This window comes from Qipengyuania algicida, assembly GCF_009828025.1.
Lineage (GTDB): Bacteria > Pseudomonadota > Alphaproteobacteria > Sphingomonadales > Sphingomonadaceae > Qipengyuania > Qipengyuania algicida.
The window spans coordinates 24267-44187 of record NZ_WTYA01000013.1 but is presented as its reverse complement, the minus strand read 5'-3'; the positions used below and the strand labels follow the sequence as shown (position 1 = coordinate 44187).

The window sequence follows — 19921 nt, the reverse complement described above, 5'->3', positions numbered from 1 at the left end:
AGCCGGATTCAGAAATTGCCCTTTACGCTCAGTCGGAAAATCGGCCCGATCAGCTGCGAACGGTCTTCGATGAAGGCAATCGGCGAGCTGTCGCGCGGGCCGGTATAGACCGTACGGTAGATCTTGTGGCGGGCATTGGCGAGGTTCACCACCTGGAACTTGACCGTCATGCCCAGCACGTCCTTGTTCTCGATGAAGTAGAAATCGAACACCGGGCCTTCGTTCTGATAGCCGAATTCGCCGACGCGGTAATAGTCGGTCACATGCGGGGCTTCTATCCCGCCGCCCCACGCCCAGTTACTGTGCGGAATATCGTGGCGCAGGGAAATATTGATGTAGCGATCGGTCATGTCGCTGATCTGGCGCTTTGTGCCGGTCAGCGGATCGATCAGCGCCGAGGTCTGCACGATGATGTCGCTGTCGATCTTCGCGCCCTTGAAGCCGAGCGGGTCGAGCTGGAACGTACTGGTCCATTCGAAGCCATATCGCCGTGCGTGGGGGATGTTGCCGCGCCCCTCGCCGCCGCCGGGCAGGGGGATGACGCCGATGTAATCCTGATAGAACCTTCCGTAGAGGCGTAAATCGGTTGTGCCCCATTTTCCCAGGTTCTTCTTGGTCTCGAAATCGATGTTCCAGATTTGCGACGGCACCAACTGGGCATTGTCGCCATTGGCATTGCCCTGATCGAGATAGATCCGGGCGAGGAAATCATTGAAGTCGAGCTGGCCGATCTGCCGCTCCACTTTCAGCGAGATGTCGAGCCCCTTTTCAGGTGTCCAGGCGAGGCTGGCGCTGCCCTTTGGCCGGAAGAATGTGCGCGACAGTGCGTTGGCGCCGGTCTGACGGATGGTTGAGGTTTCGGCTGCCGCAATGACCTGCAATGTCAGGCGGTCGGTGAGCGGGCGGCCATAACTGATGCTGGCATCGTAGCGGTCCTCGCGCACGCCGCCGTTCCCGCCGGGGAAGGGGATCTGGACGAAAGTGCCATCGGGATCGAGGTCGAACAGGCCAGACGTCTTGTCGAGCCGGTTGTAGGCCGCTTCGCCCGCAATCTGCCAATCCGCTTTGCCCCATTTCCAGCTGTATTCGGCGCGCCCGATCGTCTCGCCGGTCGCCACCGACTGCATGTAGCGATCGCCTTGTGAAGCGCGTCCGTCGGGATAGCTGGTGATGGCCTGATCGTCGTAGTCGTCGTGGCGATAGCGGTTGAGCCCGATCAGCTTGAGCCGTCCGCCGAGCAGGCCGAAACTGTAATCCCCGTTCAGCTGATACTCGTGGCCGCGTTGCCGTGAGTAATATTGCCAGTCGCGCGTAACATCGCCCACTCGATAGCGCGTTTCACCCTCGAAATTCGTGGAATAGATGTCGCGGTAGGAACCATTGAGGTTGAGCTGCGATGTGCTCGCCTTGCCGATGGTGATCCCGGCGCTCAGCTTGGGTGAATCATAATCGGACCAGAGGTGGCCGTCGCGGCTTTCCTGGAGGGTTCCGTCGCCGTTCAGCAGGCGGTAGGGGCCGCCCGTTGCTCCACGTTCGCTGTCGTTGGACAGGCCGATCGTATATTGCACTTTGCCCAGCGTGCCTTTCGCCGACATATTGCCATCGAGATATCCGGGGTGGGAAAAATGCGGGCGACCCTGGACGCGCCAGTAATATTGCCCGGAGAATTTGTCGGGCCGGGTGATGATATTGGCGACCTGGCCGGACAGGCCGGGGATCGAGAGTTTTGCGCCATCGACGATGTCGATCCGCACGACGCTGTTGGCCGGGATCCGGCTCAACTGTTCGTAGAGGCTGTCCGATTTTGTCGTGATGCGCTCGTCATTCACCAGCACGTTGGCCGTCGCCTGCCCCAGTCCACGCACATCGGAATCGTCATCTCCGCGAAGCTGGAAGCCCGGCAGGTTGTTGAGCATATCCATCGCGTTTCTCGGGCTGAATCGCGTGAAAAAATCGGCTGGATAGCTTTGCTGTATGGCTGTGGAGCCGGTCGATTTGGCGCTCCCTGTCTCCTGCGCGGCGAGCGGCATGGCCGTGGCGCAAAGTAGCAATGGTATTATGTGTGTAGCCGTAAGACCGGCTTTTCTCATGCGTCCCTGTTTCATGGCGTGGTGTATTATGACAGCAACACTCTATGGCCAGATTGCCTCGACAAATGGCATTCATCGGTCGATCAACGACAAGTGTAATCGTCCCGCATCGGGCTTCGTCTGGGGAGAATGGGTTAATCCCCTTGAATTACCGTGGGCAGACGCGACATAGGATCACAATCTGACACAAGAGGACTTTCCATGATCGATCTGTTTGGCACCGACGCCTATGCAAGCCAGGGCAAGTTCGCCCGCGACCCTGTTATGGGGGCGCTGGTGCCGGTGGTGGTCGAACAAACCAGCCGGGGCGAACGCAGCTTCGACATTTTCAGCCGCCTGCTGCGCGAACGCATCGTGTTCGTGACCGACCAGATCGAGGACAATATGGCCTCGCTGATCGTTGCCCAGTTGCTGTTCCTGGAGAGCGAAAACCCCTCCAAGCCGATCAGCATGTATATCAATTCGCCCGGCGGCGTGGTCACGGCTGGTCTCGCGATTCACGATACGATGCAGTACATCAAGCCGCGCGTTTCGACCGTGTGCGTGGGCCAGGCAGCCAGCATGGGCAGTTTCCTGCTCGCCGCGGGCGAGCCGGGGATGCGCATCGCTCTCCCCAATGCGCGGATCATGGTGCACCAGCCTTCGGGCGGTGCGCGCGGCATGGCGTCTGACATCGAAATTCAGGCGCGCGAGATCCTGCGGATGCGCAAGCGCATGAACGATCTTTACGCGAAGTATACCGGCAAAAAGCTCGACGAGATCGAAAAGGCGATGGACCGCGATACCTTCCTCGAAGCCGACGAAGCGATGAAATTCGGCATTGTTGACAAGGTGTTCGAGACTCGGCCCGAGCATGAAGCCGATGCCGATCCGGACGGCAGCGGCGGCGCTCCGGAATAGGTCATCGTCGAAAGGCTTCACCCCCACTTCCGGGGGTGGACGCTATAACGCTGTAGGTTTTCAGCAACCTTGACGCTTCAGCTTGCGGCAAGACGGTTGCGCTATGGTGCAAATTGAAGGAAACCTGTCGTCAAGGCATAGTCTATATAGGCGAGTCACCCTGATCGAGCAGGTAGGGTAGCAGTAGGAAATGACCAAATTGAGCGGAACTGACAGCAAGTCGACACTCTATTGCAGCTTTTGCGGCAAGTCGCAGCATGAGGTGCGCAAGCTCATTGCCGGTCCGACGGTGTTCATCTGCGATGAATGCGTGGAACTGTGCAACGACATCATTCGCGAAGAAACCAAGGCCGGGATCGCCGGCAAGAAGGACGGGGATGTCCCCACGCCTTCGGAAATCTTCGCCACCTTGAACGATTACGTGATCGGACAGGACCGCGCCAAGCGCGTGCTCTCGGTCGCGGTGCACAACCACTACAAGCGCTTGAAGCACGCCGGCAAGGCGGGCGATGTCGAGCTGGCGAAGTCTAATATCCTGCTGGTCGGCCCGACCGGTTCGGGCAAGACCCTGCTCGCGCAGACGCTGGCGCGCACCTTCGACGTGCCTTTCACCATGGCGGATGCAACCACGCTGACCGAAGCGGGTTACGTGGGTGAGGACGTGGAAAACATCATCCTCAAGCTGCTGCAGGCGTCCGACTACAATGTCGACAAGGCGCAGCACGGGATCGTCTATATTGACGAGATCGACAAGATCACCCGCAAGGCCGAAAATCCCTCGATCACGCGCGACGTGTCGGGCGAGGGCGTGCAGCAGGCGCTCTTGAAGCTGATGGAAGGCACCACCGCCTCCGTGCCGCCGCAGGGCGGTCGCAAGCATCCGCAGCAGGAATTCCTGCAGGTCGATACCACGAACATCCTGTTCATTTGCGGCGGTGCTTTCGCGGGTCTGGAAAAGATCATCGCGGACCGTTTGCAGAAGCGTTCGATCGGCTTCGGCGCGCATGTCGCCGATCCGGACAAGCGCCGCGTGGGTGAATTGCTTGAAAAGAGCGAGCCAGAAGATCTGCTCAAGTTCGGGCTGATCCCGGAATTCGTCGGCCGTCTTCCGGTCATCGCGACGCTGCGCGATCTCGATGTCGAGGCGCTGGTGACGATCCTCACCCAGCCCAGGAACGCGCTGATCAAGCAGTATCAGAAGCTGTTCGAGCTGGAGGATGTGGCGTTGACCTTCACGCCCGAAGCCCTGCAAACCGTCGCTGAGAAGGCGCTCGCCCGTAAGACCGGCGCGCGTGGCCTGCGTTCGATTGTCGAGGGCATCCTGCTCGACACGATGTTCGAACTGCCCGACATGGACGGCGTCACCGAAATCGTGGTCGACAAGGACGTGGTCGATGGCCGCAAGGATCCCGTACAGGTGATGGACGGAAAGAAAGGCAAGAAGGAAGCTGCCGCTTAGGGCGCTTCACTTTTTCCCTAACGCCAAACGGGCGCGATCCGGAGGTTCGGATCGCGCCCGTTTTATATGGACAAAGAAGAAGCCGCCCGGCGCAATGGAGTGCCGGGCGGCTCCCCCCAGAACCTGCTAGCTTCGAATAACAGGCCCTGAGGAAACTATGTGATTATCAGGGGAGTGAGACTGCGTTGGTCACGTGAATCACGCCGTTCGACTGCATCACATTGGCCTGGGTGACAGTTGCCATCCCGCCCTTGGCGTCGATGAGCACGAGCTTGCCGCCCTTCATCTCGGCGGTGAGGTCTTCACCTTCTACGGTTTTGAGCATCGCCTTGCCGTGACCGGCCTTGATCTTGGCCATGATATCGGCAGCCGTCAGGCGGCCCGGCACCACATGGTAGGTCAGGATCTTGACCAGCTTGGCCTTGTTTTCAGGCTTGAGCAGGGCCTGGACCGTGCCGGCAGGAAGCTTGTCAAAGGCGGCATTGGTCGGTGCGAACACGGTGAAAGGGCCGGGGCTTTCGAGCGTCTGTACGAGCCCAGCTGCCTTGACCGCCGCGACCAGCGTGGTGTGTTCCTTTGAATTGACGGCGTTCTGGACAATGTTTTTGCTGGGATACATCGGCGCGCCGCCGACCATCGGCACGTTGGCACCGGCAATTGCCGCGCCGCTGAGGCCGACACCGCCTAGTGAAGCGAGAGCGAGGCCCGCAGCGGAAGCGAGAGTCAGGGTGAAATGCTTGGCTTTGATAGACATGAAATTCTCCTCTGTGCAGCAAGCCCCGTCCATGCTTGCCTGAGGAGTTACGGAGGCACCTGTAATAAGGATGCACCCGACGCTGAAATTTTTCAGATTTTTTCGAGCTTGGCCGTTGCCACTACGGGACCTGTGGGAAGGCCGGTGGGAGACCCGCCCATCGGTTCGACCGAAACCGCCAGCGTCGCTCCCTGATCCAGCCTTGAGGACAGCATTGGCGGGATTGCCATGCGGTTCTCGCGATCTGCGGTCAGCACGCCCAGCGAGCGCGGATCTCCGGTGGCCGGGACCAGCCACAGCTGGTGCTGGTGCTTCCCGTCCGAAACGATGCCAGCGGTGGAGACCAGCATTTCCTTGGCATCTGGCATCACCGTCACGCCAATGCGCGGCTTGTTCTTGCCCATGTCAAGCGAGGCCACCAGCGGTGCAGTTTGCGATATGGGACCAACTTCACTGTGGGGGGTGATGAAGGTGAAGAACGCCAGCACCACGGCGGCAAGCGCGGCGAGCGTCGCTGCGCCCTGCCAGATCCTCAGCCGCTGGCGCAGTATTATCGCCTCGGAAGGCGGTGCGGGGGCGTCGATCGCCGCCTGGATACGCTTCCACAGATCGGCAGGCGGCACATCTTCGCCGAGCTCGACGAACAGCGGGGCAAAGCGGTCTTCCCACCATCCGACCTGCTGCGAGAAGTCGGAATCATTCGCCATCAGCCCACGCGCCTCGAGCAATTCGACCCCTTCGAGCAGGCCCAGCGCATATTCGGCGGCCATGGTTTCGCGTGGGCTCATGATTCGAGACACGCTTTCAGTCGGGTGAGACCACGGCGGATACGGCTTTTCATCGTTCCGAGAGGGGTGCCGCTCTTGGTGGCCAGTTCGGCATAGGTCAGCCCTTCGAAGAACGCGCGGCGGATCGGTTCGCGCTGCTGGTCTTCGAGCTCGTCAAGGCAGTGGTGGATGCGTGCGCTTTCCTGTGCATCCTCCGCTTGCCGGTCGGGCAGAGGCTGGAGGTCGGCAACGCTGGCGGCTTCGTCGATCGATCCAGATTGCCGCAATACGCGCCCCGAACGCAGGCGGTCGATCGCGCGGTTACGGGCGAAGCTGCTCAGCCACGCAATTGCGCTTGCCCGGCTCGCGTCGAAGCGGTCGGCCCTGCGCCATAAATTGACATAAACGTCCTGCAATGCGTCCTCTGCTTCAGACCTGTCTCTCAGGATACGCAAGCAAATCGCAAAAAGCTTCGCCGCGCTGGCGTCATAGACTGTGCGCAGCGCCGTCCGGTCGCCCTGCGCAAGCCGCGCCATCGCCGCATCGAGCGCACTTTGTGGCTCGCTTCCGCTATCAGTGGCCGGCGGACGATTCAGCATCCGGCGACGCAGTCGGAATCGCGTTCGATCTGGAGGGTGGCATGCCCGATGCTGTAATGATGGCTCAATTCCTGCGCGACCTCGCGCAGAAAATCGTCACCCGGATGTCCACCCGGCATAACGAGATGCGCGGTCAATGCGGTCTCGGTGGTCGACATCGGCCATATATGAAGGTCGTGCACGGTAACAACGCCGGTGAGGCTTGAGAGATAGCCCCGAACCTTGTCTTCCGAAATACCCGGAGGGACCGCCTGCAGCCCCATCTTCACGCTGTCCTTGAGCAGTCCCCAGGTGCCCCATGCGATCACCACGATAATCGCGAGGCTGGTGAGCGGATCGATCCACAAAGCGCCGGTCGCCAGGATCGCCAGTCCCGCCACAACCACGCCGAGGCTGACCAGCGCATCGGCGGCCATGTGCAGGAATGCGCCGCGAATATTGATGTCGTCGTGCCGCCCGCGCACAAACAGCATCGCGGTGCCCGCATTGACCGCAATCCCGACCCCCGCGACCACTGCCATCGTGCCGCCCTGTATCGGGCTGGGGTTGGCGAGCCGATGGATGGTCTCGAACCCTATCCCGCCGATCGCCACCAGCAGCAGCATCGCGTTGGCGAGGGCTGCGAGGATGGTCGAACTCTTGTAGCCGTATGTAAAACGTCCCGAAGGGGGGCGCCGCGCAGCTACGCTGGCCCCCCATGCGAGCAGCAGGGCGAGCACATCGGACAGATTGTGTCCGGCGTCGGCGATCAGCGCCATCGATCCCGACAGCACCCCATACGCCGCTTCCACCACCACAAACGCGGTGTTGAGCACCACGCCGATCAGAAACGCCGACCCGAAATTTGCAGGGGCATGGCTGTGCCCATGGCCATGCGAATGGTCGTGGCCATGTCCGTTACCGGAGGGTTCGTGGATATGACCGCCGTGCATCAATTGCCAGGATAGACGCAATGATCGAGTGCGTCACGCCTGACCACGCCGATCCGTGCGGAAATAGTGTTTCCGTGCCGGAGCAGCCAACCGGTTGGCGACACTACCCGGCGTTCCTTGGGCAAGGGCAGGGCGGCCGCCATGCGGGCGGCCTCGATTGGTGTCAGATGCGCCGCCGAATGATTGAAGTAGCGCTCGGCACCGGCTTCGGCGCCATAGGTTCCAATCCCCGTTTCCGCGACGTTGAGGTAAACCTCCATGATGCGCCGCTTGCCCCAGATATGCTCTATCAGGAAGGTGAACCAGGCTTCGAGCCCTTTGCGCACATAGCCGCCGTTCTGCCATAGGAAGACGTTCTTGGCGGTCTGCTGGCTGATGGTGGAGCCGCCACGGATATGGCCACGGTCGCTCTCCCGCACCGCCGCATTGTGCTTGATGGCCTTCTCGATCGCGGCCTTGTCAAAGCCGCTATGTTCGCAAAACTGGCTGTCTTCGCCCGCGATCGCCGCACGCACCAGATTGCGATCGATGTTCGAAAGCGGCTCCCAGGTCTTGGTAAAACCATGCGGGTCCATCAGCATCGTTGCGGTGAACGGGACCGGTACGAATTTGAAAAGCACCACCAATGCGACGCTGATCCCCACGAAAGCGAGGATGATCTTGACGATGAGGTGGGTAACGAAGCGCATCGCACCGCCCTTTACGGAAAAAGGGCGCGAAGGTCTTCCCCTCACGCCCTTTTTTGTTCGTCGAAACGAAGTGCTCAAGCAGCCGACGGCAGCAGTTTCTCGGCTGCGATACGCTGCATCGCCTTCTGCAGCTTTTCAAAGGCGCGCACCTCGATCTGGCGGATGCGTTCACGGCTGACGTCGTAGACCTGGGAGAGTTCCTCCAGCGTCTGCGGATTGTCGGTCAGCCGCCGTTCGGTGAGAATATGCTTCTCGCGATCGTTGAGGCTGTCCATCGCTTCAACCAGCATATCGTGGCGCATGGTCGATTCCTGCGCATCGGCGACCATCTCGTCCTGCAATGGACCATCGTCGGTCAGCCAGTCCTGCCATTCGCCGGCGCCTTCCTCGCCGCCACGCATCGGCGAATTGAGCGAGCCGTCGCCGCCCATCAGCATCCGCCGGTTCATGTTGATTACTTCCTGCTCCGGCACGCCGAGATCGGTGGCGATCTTGGTCACATCGTCCGGATGCAGGTCGGTATCGTCATAGGCGTCGAGCTGTTTCTTCATCCGGCGAAGGTTGAAGAACAGCTTCTTCTGCGCCGCGGTGGTCCCCATCTTGACGAGGCTCCAGCTGCGCAGGATGAATTCCTGGATCGACGCCTTGATCCACCACATCGCATAGGTGGCGAGGCGGAAGCCGCGATCGGGCTCGAACTTCTTGACGCCCTGCATCAGACCGACATTGCCTTCGGAGATCAGATCGGACACCGGCAGGCCATAGCCGCGGTATCCCATCGCGATCTTGGCGACGAGACGCAGGTGCGAGGTGACGAGCTGGGCTGCAGCTTCGCCATCCTCATGTTCCTGATAGCGCTTGGCGAGCATGTATTCCTGCTCAGCGGTCAGTACCGGGAATTTCTTGATTTCGGAGAGATAGCGGTTGAGGCTCTGCTCACCGCCGAGCGCCGGAACGCTCAATGCCTTTGATTTGCTCACAATACCCTGACCTTTCTTCAGCCGACCTCTGTTGCCCGGACCCCTAATGGGCATCCAAGCGTTTGGGCCGCCGATCCATATATAGGCGATGGGAAGCCGTTTTCTAAGTGACTTTCATCGATTTCAACGAGCGGTTTCGTCGATGAGTTCCCGCATGTCATGGGGCAATTCAGCCCGAAAATGGAGCTTTTCGCCCGTGACCGGATGGATAAACCCCAATTCGGCGGCATGAAGTGCCTGACGGCGGAAGCCGAGCTCCCCGATAAGTCTGCGCAATGATTTGGGATCGCGTCCATAGACTGGATCTCCTAATAGCGGATGGCCGATTGATGCACAGTGAACGCGCACCTGATGTGTTCGGCCGGTTTCTAAGCGGCATTCTATCAGCGCCGCCGAGTCGAGTGTCCTTATCGTTCTGTAATGCGTTACGGCGTGCTTTCCACGCGAGGAATCCTTTCCCAGCACCGCCATTTTCTTGCGGTCATGACTGGACCGTCCGATGTGGCCCTCGATCGTCCCCTCGCGCGGAGCAGGGCGGCCCGCGCAGATCGCCAGATAGCGCCGCTCGATGGTGTGATCGGCGAATTGCTTTGCGAGCCCTTCATGCGCGGCATCGGTCTTCGCGACGACCAGCAAGCCGCTAGTGTCCTTGTCGATGCGATGGACGATGCCTGGGCGCTCGACCCCATTGATCCCCGAAAGGCGCGGAACTTCGTCCTTCCGGCAATGAAACAACAGCGCGTTGACCAGTGTCCCGTCACGATTTCCGGCAGCCGGATGGACCACCATGCCCGCGGGCTTGTCGACGACCACGAGATGCTCGTCCTCATAGGCGATAACGAGCGGAATATCCTGCGGTTCGACATCGAGCGGGACCGGCGGCGGCAGGTCGATTGTGAATTCGGTGTCATGCGCGAGTTTGGCCGAGGCGCTACTTGCATCCTCGCCCGCGACCTTGACTCGGCCTTGGGCGAGCAAAGCCTTCACCCGCTCGCGCGACAGCCCGGTGGCTTCGGCCAAAGCCTTGTCGAGGCGACCGACGCCGTCGGTTTTGCCGGTGATGATTTCGCCGTCAGCCATGCTAGTGCCATGCGCGATGACGATCGAGGTGACAAGCGCGGTACTGGAAGCGATGCTGATAGAAGCGCGCGCTGCGCATCCACGCGAGGCTTGCGGATTGCTGTTCGGGACAGAGGCAGAGATCGGGGCATTGCAAGCCACCGCCAATGTCCATCCGACGCCTGAAACCAATTTCGAGATCGATCCGCAGGCGCTGATCGACGCGCATCGCGCCATGCGGGAAGGCGGGCCGCGACTGGTGGGCTATTACCACTCTCACCCGACTGGAGATCCTGCGCCTTCTGCAACAGATATCGCGCTGGCCGCTGCCGACGGTATGGTCTGGGCGATCATCGGGCGCGCGCGGATAACCTTCTGGCGCTCGGGGGATGACGGCATGACGGCGCTTCCCTATCGGCCCATCGGCGCGTAGGACTTGCTCTGCGCCGTTTCACGCCACACTCGAAAGACCAACCGGACTTCCATGACTGACGCTTCGACCGATCTTGCCGCCCTTTTGTGTTCTCGCCTGTGCCATGATCTGCTTTCCCCGGTAGGTGCCTTTTCCAACGGGCTGGAGCTGCTGGCGACCGAGACCGATCCCGACATGCGCCAGAACTGCATCGAACTGCTCGAACAGAGCGCGACGATCTCCACCAACAAGCTCAAGTTCTTTCGTCTGGCGTTCGGAGCTGCAGGTGGTTTCGGAGATCGTGTGCCGGTGGAAGAGCCCAAGGCACTGATCGAATCGCTGGTACGCGACAAGGGGCGGATCGAGATTCGCTGGGCGCTGGCCACGGCCAATCTGTCCAAGCCGACGGTCAAGGTTTTACTCAATTTCGCGCAGATTGCGGTGGATTCGCTGGTGCGTGGTGGGACGCTGGATGTCGGGGCGGAGCTGCGCGACGGGGCGAGCGAAATCGTCATCCGGGCGACGGGGCCGAAGATCGCTTTCGACGAAACTATCGGTCGCGCGATCGAGGGGTCGCTGCACGAAGGCGAATTGTCCAGCCGGACCGCCGCCGCCTATATGATCAATCTACTGGCAGAAGATGCCGGCGGCGGTTTGCAATATGCGCTGCACGACGATGCGCTGGTCTTGGGCGCGGTTCTGCCGGAGCCGGAAGGTCTGATCGGTTGAGGTTGGCGGGCGAGACGGATCGCCGGGGGAGGAATGGATGACGACTTCGGGAGGCAAGGACGAGCTCGTTCATCGCGAGCAGCTCTCGCCCAATTTCGACGAGCGCGCCTTGCCGATCTCGATGGCGGTGATCCATTACACCGAAATGGAAACCGCGGATGCCGCGATCGAGCGGTTGTGCGATCCGGAAGCCAAGGTGTCCGCCCATTACCTGATTTCGCGCGATGGCGTGGTGACCCGGCTGGTGCCGGAGGGCAAGCGCGCCTGGCATGCGGGCGTTTCCTACTGGCGCGGCATTCGGGACGTGAATTCGGCCAGTGTTGGGATCGAACTGGACCATCCGGGCCACAAATACGGATACGGTCCGTTCCCCGATGTGCAGTTCGAGGCGCTGGTGCCGCTGCTCGCGCGGATCGTGAAGGAATACGATATCCCGCGCGCCAATGTGGTCGGCCATTCGGACGTCGCGCCGCAGCGCAAGATCGATCCGGGTGAGCTGTTCCCGTGGGAGCGGCTGGCGGAATACAATCTGTGCCTGCCGACGCCCGGAATCGAGCTGGGCGATCCGTTCGACAACGATCCGGCGTTTTATCTCGCGCTGGAACGTTACGGTTACGACATCACGGACGGGCACAAGGTTGTCGAGGCCTTCCAGCGCCGCTGGCGCCCGCGCAAGATCGATGGTGAGATCGACGGAGAAATCCGCGCGATCCTGTTCCAGCTGCTACTCGACCGTGACCGGGGCACGACGCGGTAGAGTATAGAGTCAGCCTCTGATGCGCTCATAGTAGAAAAAGAAAAACTCTCGCTTGTCCTTCGTGATGCCGAAGGTGCCGCCAAGCGTATTCAAGCCATGTGCTTTAAAGTAATCCACCAGTAGCTTGCTCTGAATTTGCTGCATGGATTGGTTCACCGGTCCATCTTCTGGGTGCCGATCATTTTTGTCAGGGAGCGGAGCATCGATGACGCCTGCTACCTCACACAGAGTGGACGCACATTTGATGTGGAGTGGGCTATCGCGGCCTCCGACATGAGGAATTTTTTCGAACTGTGACCGAAGAAGGTTTTCGGTTTTTGGTCCCCATTGCGCATCTTCTGGTTCAGATCGCAGCTTTGCATGAGCCGCTGCCATATCGAATTGAGCGATGTCTCCCACGAGTGGGTCGGTAAAGCTCGTTTGCGATGATGGCGCGGAAATCCGGTCGGCTGCCTGCTGTGAAAGCAGGGCATACGCACCCAGTGCAAGGCTCGCGGCAAAGATCAGCATGATAAAAATCCCTATTCGTGAACGCCATGGATGTGTGTTCATCTGCGAACGAGATGCAGGACGGTTTCCATTGGGCTCAATCCCAATTTTCGTGTCACGATTTTCTTGTGCTTTAAGCTGGCGCGCGATCTCTCGGCTGCTGCCGATACCGGTTTTCTTCCGGGCTTCGCGCAATCGCTCGTTGATCGCCGACGGGGTGGTGTCGAGCAAGGTGGCCGCACTCTTCACCGTATGCCCTTCGGCGAGGAGGCGTAGTGGTACCCGCTCCGGCTCGCTCAGTTCGGCGAACCGGTCGGTTTGCGATGGCTGACCTGAAGGCACGATCTTCACCGTGGTGACTTTTGCGGGCTTGTCGCGTTCGGGCAAGTCCCTGTCCGTCCCAAAAATTTTGGGACACGCGAAATGGAAAGTAATGTGCGCAATGCGACTGGTGAGCCGCTTCGTTTGATTTCCTACTCGTCTTCGTCCTGCGATACGCCCGCAATGCCCCGGGTGCCCTCACATGCTGCAAATACAGTCTTTGGCTGCCTCCAAACGGCGACGCGAGTTTTTCTCTTCAGGACCGTGTTCCATGTGTTCCATATCGTCGGAGTATTGCCTGGCGTTTCCAACTTTCGTCCAACAGCGCTTTTGCTTGGCGAAATGGTGCGATGCGCCTATCTCGCCTGCCGTCAGGGGGCCGGGCAGCCGCGTGTCTTTACGGCGCGAGGAAAGTCCGGGCTCCACGAAGCAAGGGTGGCGGGTAACGCCCGCCGGGCGGCGGCCTTCGGGCCAAGGCCAAGGGAAAGTGCCACAGAGAGCAAACCGCCGATGGCCCGGACACGGGCACAGGCAAGGGTGAAAGGGTGCGGCAAGAGCGCACCGGGGCTTCGGCAACGCGGCCCGCATGGCAAACCCCACCCGGAGCAAGGCCGAATAGGGATCCCGCGCTCCCGCAAGGGGGCAGGGCGCTTCGCCCCAGAGGATCCGGGTTGGCTGCAAGAGCGCATCCGGCAACGGATCGCCCAGATGAATGGCTGCCACCGCGCGGCCGGTCCCGGCAACGGGATACCGCGTGCGGAACAGAACCCGGCTTACAGGCCCCCTGACATTAGGCCTTTCGGGTTCGCGTATGAACCCGTGCGCCGGTGGTCTGAATACCAGAAAGGCCTACTCCAGCGACCAGATCCCCGGAGCGTCGGGATCGTGGCGGGCTATGCGGCCAGCGCTTCCAACCGGTTCATACTCGCCCGATGTAAGCCATTCGATCAGCGGCGCATCGTCGCCCGCAACGACCGCGAGCGTGCGGCCACCCTGCGGTGTGCGCGCGACAATCGTTCCGAGCTTGGGTGAACCGTCGCGGGCGTAGTGGACTGTGTAGGTCTCGATTGTAGCCGGACCGGCATAGACGCGGTCGAGTTCGGGGATCGGGCCGCGCTGCGCATCCGCCTCGGCCTGATGGTCGAAATCCTGGGGAAAGGACGCGCCGGTCGGCTGGTTCGACAGCAGGATCGTGTGGTTGTGCGTGGCATAGCCGCCGTTGGCGAACAGCAGGCCGCGCATCGCTTGTTTCGGGCCTCGCTTCTCGCGCAGCCGTTCGACCATGCAACACACCGCATGGCTCATGTAATTGCCGATCGGCCCGCCGCCGAAGGTGAGGCCGCCGAACACGGTGATGGGTTTGTCCAGCGGCCAGCCCAGAACGCGGCGCGCCATTTTCGGAACGCAGGGAAAGCAGCTGTAGAGTTCGACCAGATCGAGGTCGCCCGCGCCCACGCCATTGAGCGCCAGCGTCCGTTCGATCGACACCGCGAGGCTGGGCGAGCCGGTAAAGCCGTCGCGTTCGAGGAAATTCTCGCTCTCATGCGCCGCCGCGCCGTGACCGATGAAAACCAGCTGCTCCTCAGCCACCCCGCGCCGTCTTGCCTCTGCAAGGCTGGTAACAAGGAAACCGGCACCTTGATTAACGCTCGCATTGGCGACCTGAAGCTTGGTGTAGGGAAAGGCAATCGGGCGGTTGCTCTTCGTCGGTGTCACGATCTCTTCCGGCGTCGCCGCTTTGCGTAGCCAGGCTTTTTCGCACCGCTCTGCAATGCGCGACATGCCAGTCCACATTTTTCCGCTCTCCGCCTGTCCTTCGGCCAGAGTCTCGCCGCGGGCCGCACGTCCGGCATTCTCGTAGAGCGGATAGACATCGACCGGGACTACCAGCCCGTGGCTCTGGGCATAGCCCCTGCGCACCCTGTGCGTGGCATCGCGCAGCGCGTTGGGCTTGGCGCCGTCCTCGCGCGGCTGGAGCGCGGCGAACTGGCCTGCGGTGCGCAGCGCCTCGCCCCCGACCACCACGCACACGCTCGCCTCGCCCGCGCCGATGCGGTTGGCGGCTTCGTGAAGCAGGCGGATGGGGCTGTCTCCATTTGGCTTGTCGGTCTGCTCGCGGTGGGCAGGGGACATCCCGAGCACCTGTGCCAGCGTGCCGTCGAGCGGATTGAGCTGCGGCCAGGCGAGCTGGCTGACGACGGCGAGGCTGTCGCAGCGGTTGAGCCATCCACCACCGGCATCACTGTCCGCGCGGCGCAATGCTTGCGCCATCAGCCCGACCGGGTCGAGCCCGTCCTGCGGCGTTGCGGGGCGATCGTTGATCTGTCCCACGCCTACGATCACTGGTATCCGTTCCTCCTCGCCAGCCATCGCGCGACACTCTCCCTTGCCTGTATTCCTGCACGGCGATACCCGTTGCTCAAAGCAACGCAAAGGGAGAGGCCACAATGAAAACCCGCATCACCGAAATGTTCGGGATCGAACATCCGATCATTCAGGGCGGTATGCACTATGTCGGCTTTGCCGAGATGGCGGCGGCAGTCTCCAACGCCGGGGGGCTGGGGATCATCACCGGGCTGACCCAGGGCACGCCGGAAAAGCTCGCCAACGAAATCGCCCGCTGCAAGGACATGACCGACAAGCCTTTCGGTGTGAACCTGACCTTCCTGCCCAGCCTAAATGCGCCCGACTATCCGGGTCTGGTGCGCGCCATCATTGAGGGCGGGGTGAAGGTGGTGGAAACGGCGGGCAACAATCCCGCGCAAGTCCTCCCCTTCTTCAAGGACGCCGGGGTCAAGGTGATCCACAAATGCACCAGCGTCCGCCACAGCCTGAAGGCGCAATCGATCGGCTGCGATGCGGTCAGCGTCGATGGGTTCGAGTGCGGCGGCCATCCGGGCGAGGACGATGTGCCGAACATGATCCTGCTGCCACGCGCGGCGGACGAGCTCGATATACCCTTCGTTGCCAGCGGCGGGCAGGTCGATGGCCGCAGCCTTGTCGCCAGTCTCGCGATGGGCGCCGACGGGATCAACATGGGCACGCGCTTCATCGCGACCAAGGAAGCGCCGGTGCATGAAAATGTGAAGCAGGCGATCGTCGCGGCGAGCGAACTCGACACGCGGCTGGTGATGCGCCCCTTGCGCAATACCGAGCGGGTGATGACCAACGATGCGGTCGAGCGCCTGCTCGTGAAAGAACGCGAGCTGGGCGACAAGCTGACGTTCGACGACATCATCGGCGAGGTCGCGGGCGTCTATCCGCGGATTATGAGCGAAGGCGATATGGACGCAGGCGCCTGGTCATGCGGGATGGTCGCCGGGCTGATTCATGACATCCCTACCTGCAAGGAACTGATCGACCGGATTATGAACGAAGCCGATACGATTATAAACCAACGGCTTGCGCGATTTAGTGCGGGAAAGATTTCTATGTAACAATGCCGTCACGATCGTCACCATGCAGTCACGCAATTGCGCCATTCCAAACGAATCGCGCGGAGGGGCGATTGCATGAATCTTGCGACGATCTTCATGACGAATACGCTTGGCGCAACTGCCGAGGAATTCATCCATGACGGTACCAGATATGTCTTCGAGCGGATCGGCTGCAATGGGCCCGCTCGGCTGGCCGAGGGGCAGGTGTGGGTGTTCATCGACTGGGTGCTGGACGAGTGTGCGGGACTTTCGCTTTGCCGTCGCTTGCGCGCCGATCCGCGGATCGAACACGCCCATATCACGATGGTTCTCGAACAGGATGACGATGATGACCGGCGGCGCGCTCTGAAGGCAGGCGCCGACGATTACTTGGTGGGACCTGTCGACCGCAATGGTGTGCTCGACCGGATCCTGGCGTTGCGCTCTCCGCAGGAGGCCAAGTCTCCGAGCCAGATCATTGTGCTAGGCAAGCTGACGATCAATTTGGTCGCGCTGCAGGCCAGTTGGGTGAAGGTCCCGCTGGTCGTCGGACCGAACGAATTTCGCCTGCTGCGTTTCTTTGCGGAGAATCCCCACCGCGTGCTGTCGCGCCGCGAGCTGATCGCCGGACTAGGCAAGGTAGAACCGCCGATCGATGAACGCACCGTCGATGTGTGGATCGGGCGCTTGCGCAGGGCACTGAGAAATGCAGGAGCTGGCAATCCGCTGCGGACGGTCCGGTCAAAAGGTTACGTCTACGACGGGTGATGCGCTAAGCTGCTTGGGATTAGCCGGAGGCGGCCCGTGTTGAGCCGCCTCCCGTTCATCAGAGTTTAACCGACAGCGTACCGGCGATGATCGTGCCTTTGGCATAGGCATTGAAGTCGATCCGGTTGCCGTTGAGTTCCTGATATTCCTGATGACCGCGCCCGAGGAGATTGCGGACCTCGCCCTTGATCTCGAACTCCTTGCCCGCAACTGTAAAGCCCTGTCGCGCGACCAGATCGATCGTAATACCCGGGTTCTCGATGATATCGGGCCGCTGGAAACCGCGGCTGACCGACCGCTCGCTGGCGTATTTCACGAGGATCGTGAACTGCTGTAGCTTGTCCACGTCCTGCAAGCTGAGCTGAAAATTACCGACGTGATCGGATTGACCGGTGAGCGGATCGCCGTCCTTGAAATAGAGGTTCGCCGGAGTTTCGCCGATCCGCGGGATTAATGTGGTGTCGGTGCTGTTCACCTTCAGGCTTGAGTGCGAGTATGTGTAATTCGCGATGGCCAGCAGTTCCTTGGTCCCGAAGAAGCCTCCCCATGAGCTCAGGTCGAAAGTGTGCTGGAGTTCGAACTCGCTTCCATAAAGGATTGCTTCAGGAGCATTGGCGTAGCTGGTCACCAAGGTCCGCGATTCATTGGTAATGAAGGATTCGATCGGATTGTCGATCTTCTTCAAGAAGCCCGCCAGGCTCACCCGGTTGCGATTGGTGAAGTAGTACTCCGCTCTCAGCTCTGCATTATAGAGCTGGCTGTTGAGTAGCAGCGGATTACCGCGATAGGGGCGGTTGGATTCTGGGTCGAAGTAGATCTGCTCGACCAGCTCACGGAATTGCGGACGGGCGAGCGTCTTTGAACCCGATGCGCGCAATTGTAGCTTGTCCGTCACTTCCCAGGTCACGGTCGCACTGGGCAGCCAGTAATCGCTGTTGATGCGCGTGGGAATCGCACCCGATACCGGATTGTTGAAGATCGACTGATCGAGGTCGACTCGCTGTTTGGAGTGTTCGTAACGTAAACCCAGATCGATCGTTACCGGATCGACGGGATTGTAACGGATCATGCCGTAACCGGCGTGGATCCGCAGCGAGGCGGCAAAGGCGGGGAAGTCCGATGCTTCGAAGACATTGAACTGGAAACCGGCAAGCGAAGCGCCGTTGATGATATCGCCCGGTGGACGCAGGCCGATCGCTGGGACCAGTGTGCCGTCCAGCACATCGCCCGAAGCGATCACGAAGAAGTCGCGCCGCATCGAATAGCGGCTGGTGTCGGTATAGGCGTAGCCGACCGTCGCGCGCATATTGCTGAGGATGTTGTACGAAAGGTCGGCGCCGCCATACCACTGTTTTTCGGTCAGGTCGTCGAAAGCGACATCCGACTGGCCGACATCGGATGCCTGGTTGAGATAGGCGACATACTGCTCGCCATACGGGCCAATGTGGGTCTTGGTGTAGGAGATATTGGCGTTGTACGGTGCCTTGCGATCAGTCTGGGCGTAACCGCCTCGCAGATCGAGGCCGAGGTCGCCGAAGTGGAATTCGCCCACCAGCTGGCTGTCGATCAGCTGCCTTTCATAGAAAGCGGTATTCTGGTTGGCGAAGTCGAAGCCTTGCGTGCCGAGCGTGAAGTCGGTTCCGATACCAAGCCGCGCTGTCTTGAGCGTGTCGTGGATGTAAAGATTGGTCCAGCGAATCTTGTTCCGCCCGAAATCGAGCGCCACGCCGACCAGTCCGTTCACCAGTACGGTGTTATCGGTGATGAAGGTGTTGAAGTCGGAATTGATGCCGGTGAGATCGGTGTTGCCGGTCTGTGAATGAACGTAGCGATTGCGCCAGTTGTTCTTGATGCCCGCCGTGGCGATAATGCCCAGCGTGGTGTCGGCACCCAGATCGATCGCGGTGCCGCCGGTAATATCGGCTGAGAAATTGACCGGGATCTCGTTGTCCTTCTGCAAGGTCACGAGATTGGTCGGCATCAGCTGTGCGGCGATGCCTTCCTGTATTTCGTTCGACGTGTCCTGAATGCGCTCGCCACTGGCCATATAGGCGACGATATTCGAAGGGATGTCCCGGTTGCCGTTGTCATAACCCAGCCAGTCGAGCTTGGAGCCGAAATATGTCAGCCCCTTGCCGAGCGAGGTGATGGTGTCGCCGCTGATTCCGCCACTGATCTTGAGGAAGGTTTCGGTTGGTACGGATACGGTTGTGAGGTTGATAACGCCGCCGCCGAATTCGCCGGGGAAATTGGCCGAGTAGCTTTTCTGGACCAGTGAGGATGCGATCACGTCGGTTGGGAAGATGTCCAGCGGGACCACGCGGCTGAGCGGCTCGGGGCTCGGAAGCGGCAAGCCGTTGAGCAGTGCGAGCGAATAACGATCGCCAAGGCCGCGTACATAGACGCGGCCATTGCCGACGACCGACAGACCGGTGACGCGGCTGAGCGCGCCTGCAATGTCGCCTTCGCCAGTACGTGCGATGGCTTCGGAATCAAGCACGGAAACCACTTGGGTTGAAGATCGGGTCACATCGCGATTGCGACGTCCGACCACAACGATCTCGCCACCTGGAACGGAAATTTCAGGTTGATTGTCGGTAGAGGTGCCATTGGCTTGGTTGGGGTCGGTTTGCTGCGTGGCAGCATCTGGCGCTGTGCCGGGTTCCGCGACGGTGGAACCGGTCGATGTATCTTGCGCTTGCGCCAAACCTGGAAAGGTGAGCGCGGTCGAAATCAGCAATATTGCCGCGAGCCGCGAGCCGGTCGACATTGTTCGAGACCCCCTCAAATAAGTCCCATG

At 60.6% G+C, this 19921-nt stretch carries 18 protein-coding genes and 1 other RNA gene; 8 read left to right on the top strand and 11 right to left on the bottom strand.

Annotated features, from left to right (window positions below; genetic code table 11):
- Positions 1 to 8: 8 nt before the first annotated feature.
- Entirely contained in the window at positions 9 to 2105 is a 2097-nt protein-coding gene (locus GRI58_RS14105) for a TonB-dependent receptor plug domain-containing protein (protein ID WP_160754248.1), read from the bottom strand.
- Between the two features lie 186 nt (positions 2106 to 2291).
- Here GRI58_RS14105 and GRI58_RS14100 point away from each other — a divergent pair, with 186 nt between their 5' ends.
- Together GRI58_RS14100 and clpX are read left to right on the top strand one after the other, a co-directional pair.
- Positions 2292 to 2990, top strand: a complete 699-nt coding sequence (locus GRI58_RS14100; protein WP_160754247.1) for an ATP-dependent Clp protease proteolytic subunit — start codon at positions 2292 to 2294, stop codon at positions 2988 to 2990.
- Between the two features lie 190 nt (positions 2991 to 3180).
- On the top strand, positions 3181 to 4449 hold the full coding sequence (gene clpX, locus GRI58_RS14095; protein WP_160754246.1) for an ATP-dependent Clp protease ATP-binding subunit ClpX: 1269 nt from the start codon (positions 3181 to 3183) through the stop codon (positions 4447 to 4449).
- Between the two features lie 166 nt (positions 4450 to 4615).
- Here clpX and GRI58_RS14090 read toward each other — a convergent pair whose 3' ends face one another.
- From GRI58_RS14090 to GRI58_RS14060, 7 genes are all read right to left on the bottom strand, one after another.
- Entirely contained in the window at positions 4616 to 5203 is a 588-nt protein-coding gene (locus GRI58_RS14090; RefSeq protein WP_160754245.1) for a fasciclin domain-containing protein, read from the bottom strand.
- A 92-nt stretch (positions 5204 to 5295) separates the two neighbouring features.
- Entirely contained in the window at positions 5296 to 5991 is a 696-nt protein-coding gene (locus GRI58_RS14085) for an anti-sigma factor (protein ID WP_160754244.1), read from the bottom strand.
- Positions 5988 to 6569 (bottom strand): sigma-70 family RNA polymerase sigma factor, encoded by a 582-nt coding sequence (locus GRI58_RS14080; protein WP_160754243.1) that lies wholly within the window; start codon positions 6567 to 6569, stop codon positions 5988 to 5990. The genes GRI58_RS14085 and GRI58_RS14080 overlap by 4 nt, the downstream gene beginning before the upstream one ends.
- A complete protein-coding gene (locus GRI58_RS14075; protein WP_160754242.1) occupies positions 6563 to 7501 on the bottom strand; it encodes a cation diffusion facilitator family transporter in 939 nt (312 codons plus the stop codon). Before GRI58_RS14075 ends, GRI58_RS14080 begins: the two co-directional genes overlap by 7 nt.
- Complete coding sequence (gene mtgA / locus GRI58_RS14070; RefSeq protein WP_160754241.1) at positions 7501 to 8190, bottom strand: monofunctional biosynthetic peptidoglycan transglycosylase; 690 nt, start codon at positions 8188 to 8190, stop codon at positions 7501 to 7503. The genes GRI58_RS14075 and mtgA overlap by 1 nt, the downstream gene beginning before the upstream one ends.
- Positions 8191 to 8264: 74 nt before the next feature.
- Positions 8265 to 9170, bottom strand: coding sequence for an RNA polymerase sigma factor RpoH (rpoH, locus tag GRI58_RS14065; RefSeq protein ID WP_337190991.1), 906 nt, complete (start codon positions 9168 to 9170; stop codon positions 8265 to 8267).
- Positions 9171 to 9293: 123 nt separating this feature from the next.
- Positions 9294 to 10250, bottom strand: coding sequence for an RluA family pseudouridine synthase (locus tag GRI58_RS14060; protein ID WP_160754239.1), 957 nt, complete (start codon positions 10248 to 10250; stop codon positions 9294 to 9296).
- Between the two features lie 16 nt (positions 10251 to 10266).
- On the opposite strand from GRI58_RS14060, the gene GRI58_RS14055 reads away from it, so the two are divergent.
- Genes GRI58_RS14055 through GRI58_RS14045 form a run of 3 tightly spaced genes read left to right on the top strand, consistent with a single transcriptional unit; the run spans position 10267 to position 12127 of the window.
- The gene (locus GRI58_RS14055) at positions 10267 to 10662 is read left to right on the top strand and encodes a M67 family metallopeptidase (protein ID WP_160754238.1); all 396 of its coding nucleotides are present in this window, start codon (positions 10267 to 10269) and stop codon (positions 10660 to 10662) included.
- A 51-nt stretch (positions 10663 to 10713) separates the two neighbouring features.
- Positions 10714 to 11370 carry a histidine phosphotransferase family protein gene (locus tag GRI58_RS14050; RefSeq protein ID WP_160754237.1) on the top strand — a complete coding sequence of 219 codons (657 nt, stop codon included), beginning with the start codon at positions 10714 to 10716 and terminating at the stop codon, positions 11368 to 11370.
- Between the two features lie 37 nt (positions 11371 to 11407).
- A complete protein-coding gene (locus GRI58_RS14045; protein ID WP_160754236.1) occupies positions 11408 to 12127 on the top strand; it encodes an N-acetylmuramoyl-L-alanine amidase in 720 nt (239 codons plus the stop codon).
- Positions 12128 to 12136: 9 nt separating this feature from the next.
- Here GRI58_RS14045 and GRI58_RS14040 read toward each other — a convergent pair whose 3' ends face one another.
- Positions 12137 to 13003 carry a helix-turn-helix transcriptional regulator gene (locus tag GRI58_RS14040; protein ID WP_160754235.1) on the bottom strand — a complete coding sequence of 289 codons (867 nt, stop codon included), beginning with the start codon at positions 13001 to 13003 and terminating at the stop codon, positions 12137 to 12139.
- Positions 13004 to 13308: 305 nt separating this feature from the next.
- Here GRI58_RS14040 and rnpB point away from each other — a divergent pair.
- An RNA gene (gene rnpB, locus GRI58_RS14035) (RNase P RNA component class A) lies at positions 13309 to 13729 on the top strand.
- A gap of 57 nt (positions 13730 to 13786) precedes the next feature.
- On the opposite strand, the gene GRI58_RS14030 is transcribed toward rnpB, so the two are convergent.
- The gene (locus GRI58_RS14030) at positions 13787 to 15307 is read right to left on the bottom strand and encodes an acetyl-CoA acetyltransferase (protein ID WP_160754234.1); all 1521 of its coding nucleotides are present in this window, start codon (positions 15305 to 15307) and stop codon (positions 13787 to 13789) included.
- A 38-nt stretch (positions 15308 to 15345) separates the two neighbouring features.
- Between GRI58_RS14030 and GRI58_RS14025 the strand changes: the two genes are divergently transcribed.
- Positions 15346 to 16374, top strand: a complete 1029-nt coding sequence (locus GRI58_RS14025; protein ID WP_337190992.1) for an NAD(P)H-dependent flavin oxidoreductase — start codon at positions 15346 to 15348, stop codon at positions 16372 to 16374.
- 75 nt (positions 16375 to 16449) lie between these two features.
- Positions 16450 to 17121, top strand: a complete 672-nt coding sequence (locus GRI58_RS14020; RefSeq protein ID WP_160754232.1) for a response regulator transcription factor — start codon at positions 16450 to 16452, stop codon at positions 17119 to 17121.
- A gap of 58 nt (positions 17122 to 17179) precedes the next feature.
- On the opposite strand, the gene GRI58_RS14015 is transcribed toward GRI58_RS14020, so the two are convergent.
- Positions 17180 to 19891, bottom strand: a complete 2712-nt coding sequence (locus GRI58_RS14015; RefSeq protein ID WP_160754231.1) for a TonB-dependent receptor domain-containing protein — start codon at positions 19889 to 19891, stop codon at positions 17180 to 17182.
- Between the last annotated feature and the right edge of the window lie 30 nt (positions 19892 to 19921).